This is a genomic window from Mucilaginibacter sp. P4_G9 (assembly GCF_056400985.1).
The window spans coordinates 1-5939 of record NZ_JBFUKF010000314.1 but is presented as its reverse complement, the minus strand read 5'-3'; the positions used below and the strand labels follow the sequence as shown (position 1 = coordinate 5939).

Genomic DNA, 5939 nt, shown 5'->3' with positions numbered 1-5939 from the left:
GTTTTATTCATCAATCTATTTAGCGTCCGTTATCAGCTTTATCGCCTCATCAGCAGCTTTTATGGAGCCATCATCCTGCAGTTTTTCGCTGTGTGCTTTAATATCGGTAATCAGCTTTATGGTTAGGTCGCCGGCACCGATGGATTTGTATTTTATGCCAAGGTCTTTAAGTTCGTTAATACCTTCCCGGGCGTGCTCCGGTTTATCCACGCGGGCGGCCATGGCTCCAAATTTTCTTACGGTATTAAATTTCCCCTGCGGGGTGGCATCTTCAAACTGTTTCAATACAAAAGGCCAATGTGTATCGTTTCCGCTGGTGCTGTAAATATTCATGATAGCAACTGTAAGATCGCCTTTATTGTCTTTTTCAAACCCTTTAGCCAAAGTCATGGCCTGCACAGCATCTAACAAGCCAATAGCATTTAATGCCGCGCCCTGTATGGCGTAGGATTGACTGCTTAGCGCCTGTTTAAATATATTCATATTGCCGGGAGCCTTTAAACTACCTAAGGCGGTAATAGCCGCAGCACGCACTAAAGTGTTATCATCGGTTTGGGCCAATGATACCAGTATAGGTAAGGCAGCATTGCGCATTGCATCATTATCAAGTTTTACTGTTCTGATGGCTTTGTTACGCAAGCCATAATATTTATCCTTTAAGGCTGCAATCAGAATTTTCTGTGCATCCTTTTCTCCTTGTTTATTGGCGGCAGCATTTATGGCCTCCAGCCTGTCTAAATAAAGCGGTGCATTAAAGTATTGGAAAGCAAATTCTTCCAGGGATTTGTGGTCGGTTTTTTTGGTCAATAGTATTTTATCGCCATCAACATTCACCAGGTCGGGTTTTGATGCCAGCTTAAAGGTAAGGGTGTCGTTCTGATCGTTCATCCATACTTTGTGGCGTGTTTTTTTGCCCCCTGTGTATATATCAATGGCCATTGGCAGTTTAAAGATCTGTCCGTCCTGGCTTTGCTGCAGGTAAACCGTTTGGGTTTTGGCGGCATCATCCCATTTGTAGCTGATATCAAGAGTTGGGTGACCGGCGCCATAATACCATTGGTTAAAATACCAGTTAAGGTCGAGTCCGCTGGCCTGTTCAAAGGCTAAACGTAATTGCTGGGCTTCGCCATTTTTAAAGGCGTTGGTTGTAAGGTATATATTTAACCCTTTAAAGAAAGCGGCATCACCAAGATAGTTGCGCAGCATGTTTAAAATCCGGCCGCCTTTTTGGTAGGTAACTGCATCAAAAACATCTTCCTTATCGGCATAATGAAAACGTACCAGGTTTTTTGTGCGGCCATCGGGCGATCTTAAATAGGTTTGCATATCAATATAGTTATGCTCATCGGCCACATCTTTACCGTATTTATGCTCGGCCCAAATGGTTTCGCTAAAGTTGGCGAAAGATTCGTTCACGGTAAGATTGCTCCAGCTTTCGGCAGTAACATAATCGCCAAACCACTGGTGAAAAAGCTCATGCACTATAGTGCTGCGGCCATCGTTGTAATAAGCATCCAACAGCTCGCGTGCTGTACCCTGTACATAAGCACCATGCAGCGTAGCCGTGGTGTTTTCCATAGCGCCGCTCACATAATCGCGCACTACAATTTGCGAATACTTGTTCCATGGATAATCCACCCCTAAGGTTTTGGAATAAAATTCAATGGCTTCGGGCGTAAAGCCAAAAATTTCTTTTGCGTATGGGGCGTATTTTGGTTCCAGGTAATAACTCACTTCTTTATTGCGCCATTTATCTTTATAGATCTTAAAATCACCAACTGCCATCATAAACAGGTATGGCGAGTGGGGCAGCTCCATTTTCCAGGTATCGGTACGGGTGCCATCAGCATTTTTCTTTTGCGTTGCCAGCCTGCCGTTTGATAGGGTGACGTATTTGGCAGGTATGGTCATGCTGATCTCTTCGGTAGTTTTCTGGCCGGGTTTATCAATGGTAGGGAACCAGGCCGATGAGCTTTCGGTTTCACCTTGTGTCCATATCTGGGTTGGCTTATCCTTTTCGGTACCATCAGGGTTTATAAAATACAGGCCCCTGGCATCATTTATGGCAGCGCTGCCTTTTGCTTTAAGTTCGTTTGGTTTTGATGTGTAATCTATATAAATGGTATAGCTTTCATTGTTACGATAAACCTTATCCAGTTTAATGGCTACACTCAGGCTATCCTCATAGGTGAATTTAAGCGGGATGTTTTTACCGTTTTTTACTACCGAGATATTTTTCAGGTCCATACCTTTGGCATCAAGCCTAAGACTGTCGGTAGGGTAAAAATGAGGTTTTAAAGTAACCCATTCTTTACCATACATATAGCGTTTTTTATAGTCGAAACGTACATCAAGTTTGGTGTGCACCAGATCGTTAACTTTTTTGGGTGTTTCGCGGTAAATTTTTAGTGCCGGGTCTTCGGGTTGGGTTGCTTGCTGCGCTTGTGATGAGGTGAAAGCTGCTGTAAGCATACAGGATAGCAGCAATGTTGAAATTGGTTTCAGATCAGTCATATATTAGTTGATAGTAAGGCCGGTTGGGATGGAATTTAACAATTATACATCCACCGGGGCCAAAAAGTTTTTATTCCTTAAAGTATGTAAGACGCTCCTAAACAATTTATGTTACCCCCGATGTAAATTATTATTTGCTATGGTTGAATGCATCTTTCGCCAGGCGGTAATGCCCAAATGTACCGCTGCCATTTTTGCCACTTTTAAATAAAATGTAACTTGTTGATTATCAAGGGCGGTAGTGTTCCGCAACAGGCTGTGTACGACAAAGCTTGTCGTAGATAAATTCATTTAATATATTGATAGTTAATAGTTTATACGGATTTTTGAAAATAAGCTGCAAGGTTATACTAAAACGCGGAACACCACAAACGCCAGTACATCGGTTTAAAAAAAAGGATAATCAAATAATTAGCTCGATATTTATTTACAAAAATTATAAATAAACGCATTTAAGAAGACGAGCTTAAAACAACGCTATTATGAAAGATATGCCTGTAACCGTTAAACGTTCTATTGAATTACTTGGCATCTTTTTAATAGGGGCTATTATTGTTATTGGGAATACGATAATTATGCCCTTGTTGATGGCATTTTTCTTTAGCCTGGTGTTATTGCCGGTATTCAGATTTTTCAGGAAGCTAAAAGTGCCGGAAGGCCTTGCTATTCTGTTGCCGATAATTTTATTAACCGTTGTAGTGGCATTGCTCATCTGGTTGTTTACCAGCCAGGTAGGTTCTCTTTTGGATGATTTTCCGCAAATACAGCGAACTGTAACCAAGCACCTTGATAATTTAAGTACCTGGATCAGCAATTCATTTGGATATTCTCCGGCAGAGCAATTGAAATTCATTAACGCGCAAAGCAAAAAACTATTCAGCTCCTTAGTGGGCATTTTGAGTGGAGCGGCAGGGTCTTTATCGGGCGTAGTTATATTTATAGGGTTATTGCCTATTTATATTTACCTCATCATATTATACCGGAACCTGTTTGTTAAATTTATTTTAATGTGGTTTAAGCCGGATGAATATCAAAATGTAGAAGAAGGTATACGGCAGACAGAAAAGATGGTGAAAAGCTACCTGATAGGATTGCTGATACAAATAACCTATATTGTTATCCTGCTGGGTGGGTCGTTAATGATTTTTGGGATTCAAAACGCCCTGCTTATAGGCATCATCTTTGCATTCCTGAACCTTATACCCTACCTGGGGGCATTAATAGGCAATATTTTGGGTGTGCTGATAACGCTGGCATCGTCAGAGAATATTGTTGATATCCTGATTGTGCTGGGGGCTATCTCCTTTGTGCAGTTGCTTGATAATAATATACTGATGCCACGAATTGTAGGCTCGCAGGTAAAAATCAACCCGCTTACTTCCATTGTAGGTATTATAATTGCAGGTACCATGACTGGCGTTTCGGGTATGTTCCTGGCGATGCCGCTGCTCTCGGTTTTAAAAATAGTGTTCGACCGTTCAAAAAATTATAAACAATGGGGTTTGTTGCTGGGTGACGAAAGACCTGTTAAAAGCCCTATGAAAATTTAGAAATCAACATATGAAGATAGCATTAGCCTCGCCGCCATTTCCCAAATCAATAAATGATGGCTTATCCTGGGTAGAAAAACTTGCAGGGGAAGCTGCACTGGAACAAGCAGAAATTATCTGTTTTCCGGAGTCATACATTCCTGGGTACCCCGCAAAGGAATTTGAAGTAGAAGAGCGCTCGCCCGAAAAGTTGCAGGAGGCCCTGAAAAAAGTTTGCGAAATAGCCGCTGAACATGCCATAGCGATTATTATACCTATGGATTGGTACCTGGGGGATGAGCTTTTTAATTTGGCCTACGTTGTATCAAACACCGGCGCGATATTGGGATACCAGACAAAAAACCAGCTGGACCCAACAGAAGATAATATATGGATCCCCGGAACGGAGCGCAATATTTTTGAGGTGAATGGTGTAAAATTTGGCATTACCATTTGCCATGAAGGCTTCAGGTACCCCGAATTGGTACGATGGGCGGCTATGCGTGGCGCCAAAATAGTTTTTCATCCGCATTTTTCTGGAAGCGATACCCAGGGCGTGCAGCTTGTAGAATGGGGAAGTAAAAACAATCCTTACTACGAAAAGGCTATGATGATGCGGGCCATGGAAAATACCATTTATTTTGCAAGCTCCAACTATGCTACCAGGTATCCCGAGTCAGCCACATCTTTGATAGCTCCCGACGGGCATTGTATTGCCTATCAGCCATACGGAAAAGCAGGCGTATTAGTAGCCGAAATTGATATTGACAAGGCAACCGGTTTACTGGCAAAAAGATTTAAGCCGGAATTAGTTAGTACGCCAGGTATTCTGTAAACACCTGCTGCATAAAAGCTTGGCCGTAAAGCAGGGTTTTATCCGTATAGCTTTGCGGGATATTTTTGTTTTGGATAAAACTTATCCTTGAGCCGGCATTATCAAAGGTAACCGCTTGTTTGGGTAGCATAAAGCCCAGGCCATTATCCCAGTCAAAAAACGCGAAATTCTGTGAATACGGATTCAACAGGTTTTTCGACCACTTAAATTGCTGGTGGGGCAGGTTTAGTTGTGCCAGCAGGGTGGCGGCTATATCTGTTTGATTGCCTAACTTATTTATTTTCATGCCCCTGTATTCGGGTTTTATGGCATCGCCAAAAAACAATAAGGGGATATGATATTTTTTGGGTTGATAGGGTTCGGAGGCATTGAGCGGTAATCTGTGCCCATGATCGGCCACTAAAACAAATAGGGTGTTTTTGAACCAGCTGTGTTTTTTTGCCTCATCAAAATACTGTTTCAGGCTGGCATCTGTATAGTAAGCTGTACTCCTGAACTTATTGCCCAGGTCATCACCCGGGAAATGCGGTGCAACCGGCAACTCAAAGGGCTCGTGATTGCTTAAGGTTTGTACGTAGCTAAAAAATGGTTCCCGCTGCCTGTTGAGGTAGTTGATATTCTTCTTTAGCAAAATATCATCGTGGGCGCCCCATTTTGAATTCATTTCTTTAGCCTCAAAGTTTTTTTTATCAATAAGGTGGGCAATTTTATGGCTTAATAAATAGGCTTTAAAATTCATGAACTCGCTTTCGCCGCCATAAAAGTAGGAGGTATTATAGCCCTGATCTGCAAAAATATTGCTCAGGGTTGGCAGGCGCTCCTGTTTCTCGTTATCTATCACGATGGTTCTGGTAGCCTGTGATGGGAACGCGCTTAAAATAGCGATGATCCCTTTATCAGTACGGTCGCTGGCTGCATAAACATTATCAAATAAAACGCCCTGTTTTATAAAATCTTCAAAGTTTGGTGCATCGCCTTTTTCTCCTCCCAGCGATGCTATCAGGTCGGCTGTAAAGCTTTCCAGCTGAAAGATCACAATATTAGGCCGGTTGGTGGTAAGG

The 5939-nt window shown here is 42.3% G+C and carries 4 protein-coding genes; 2 read left to right on the top strand and 2 right to left on the bottom strand.

The features are described from left to right. Positions 1-15 precede the first annotated feature (15 nt). Positions 16-2514 carry a M1 family aminopeptidase gene (locus AC1DPZ_RS20500; protein ID WP_477406883.1) on the bottom strand — a complete coding sequence of 833 codons (2499 nt, stop codon included), beginning with the start codon at positions 2512-2514 and terminating at the stop codon, positions 16-18. A gap of 482 nt (positions 2515-2996) precedes the next feature. On the opposite strand from AC1DPZ_RS20500, the gene AC1DPZ_RS20495 reads away from it, so the two are divergent. After that, the gene (locus tag AC1DPZ_RS20495; RefSeq protein ID WP_477406881.1) at positions 2997-4064 is read left to right on the top strand and encodes an AI-2E family transporter; all 1068 of its coding nucleotides are present in this window, start codon (positions 2997-2999) and stop codon (positions 4062-4064) included. A 10-nt stretch (positions 4065-4074) separates the two neighbouring features. Then, positions 4075-4878, top strand: a complete 804-nt coding sequence (locus AC1DPZ_RS20490) for a carbon-nitrogen hydrolase family protein (protein WP_477406879.1) — start codon at positions 4075-4077, stop codon at positions 4876-4878. On the opposite strand, the gene AC1DPZ_RS20485 is transcribed toward AC1DPZ_RS20490, so the two are convergent. Then, positions 4856-5939, bottom strand: a 1084-nt coding sequence (locus AC1DPZ_RS20485; protein ID WP_477406877.1) for an LTA synthase family protein, incomplete at its 5' end; no start/stop codon positions are given. The genes AC1DPZ_RS20490 and AC1DPZ_RS20485 overlap by 23 nt on opposite strands.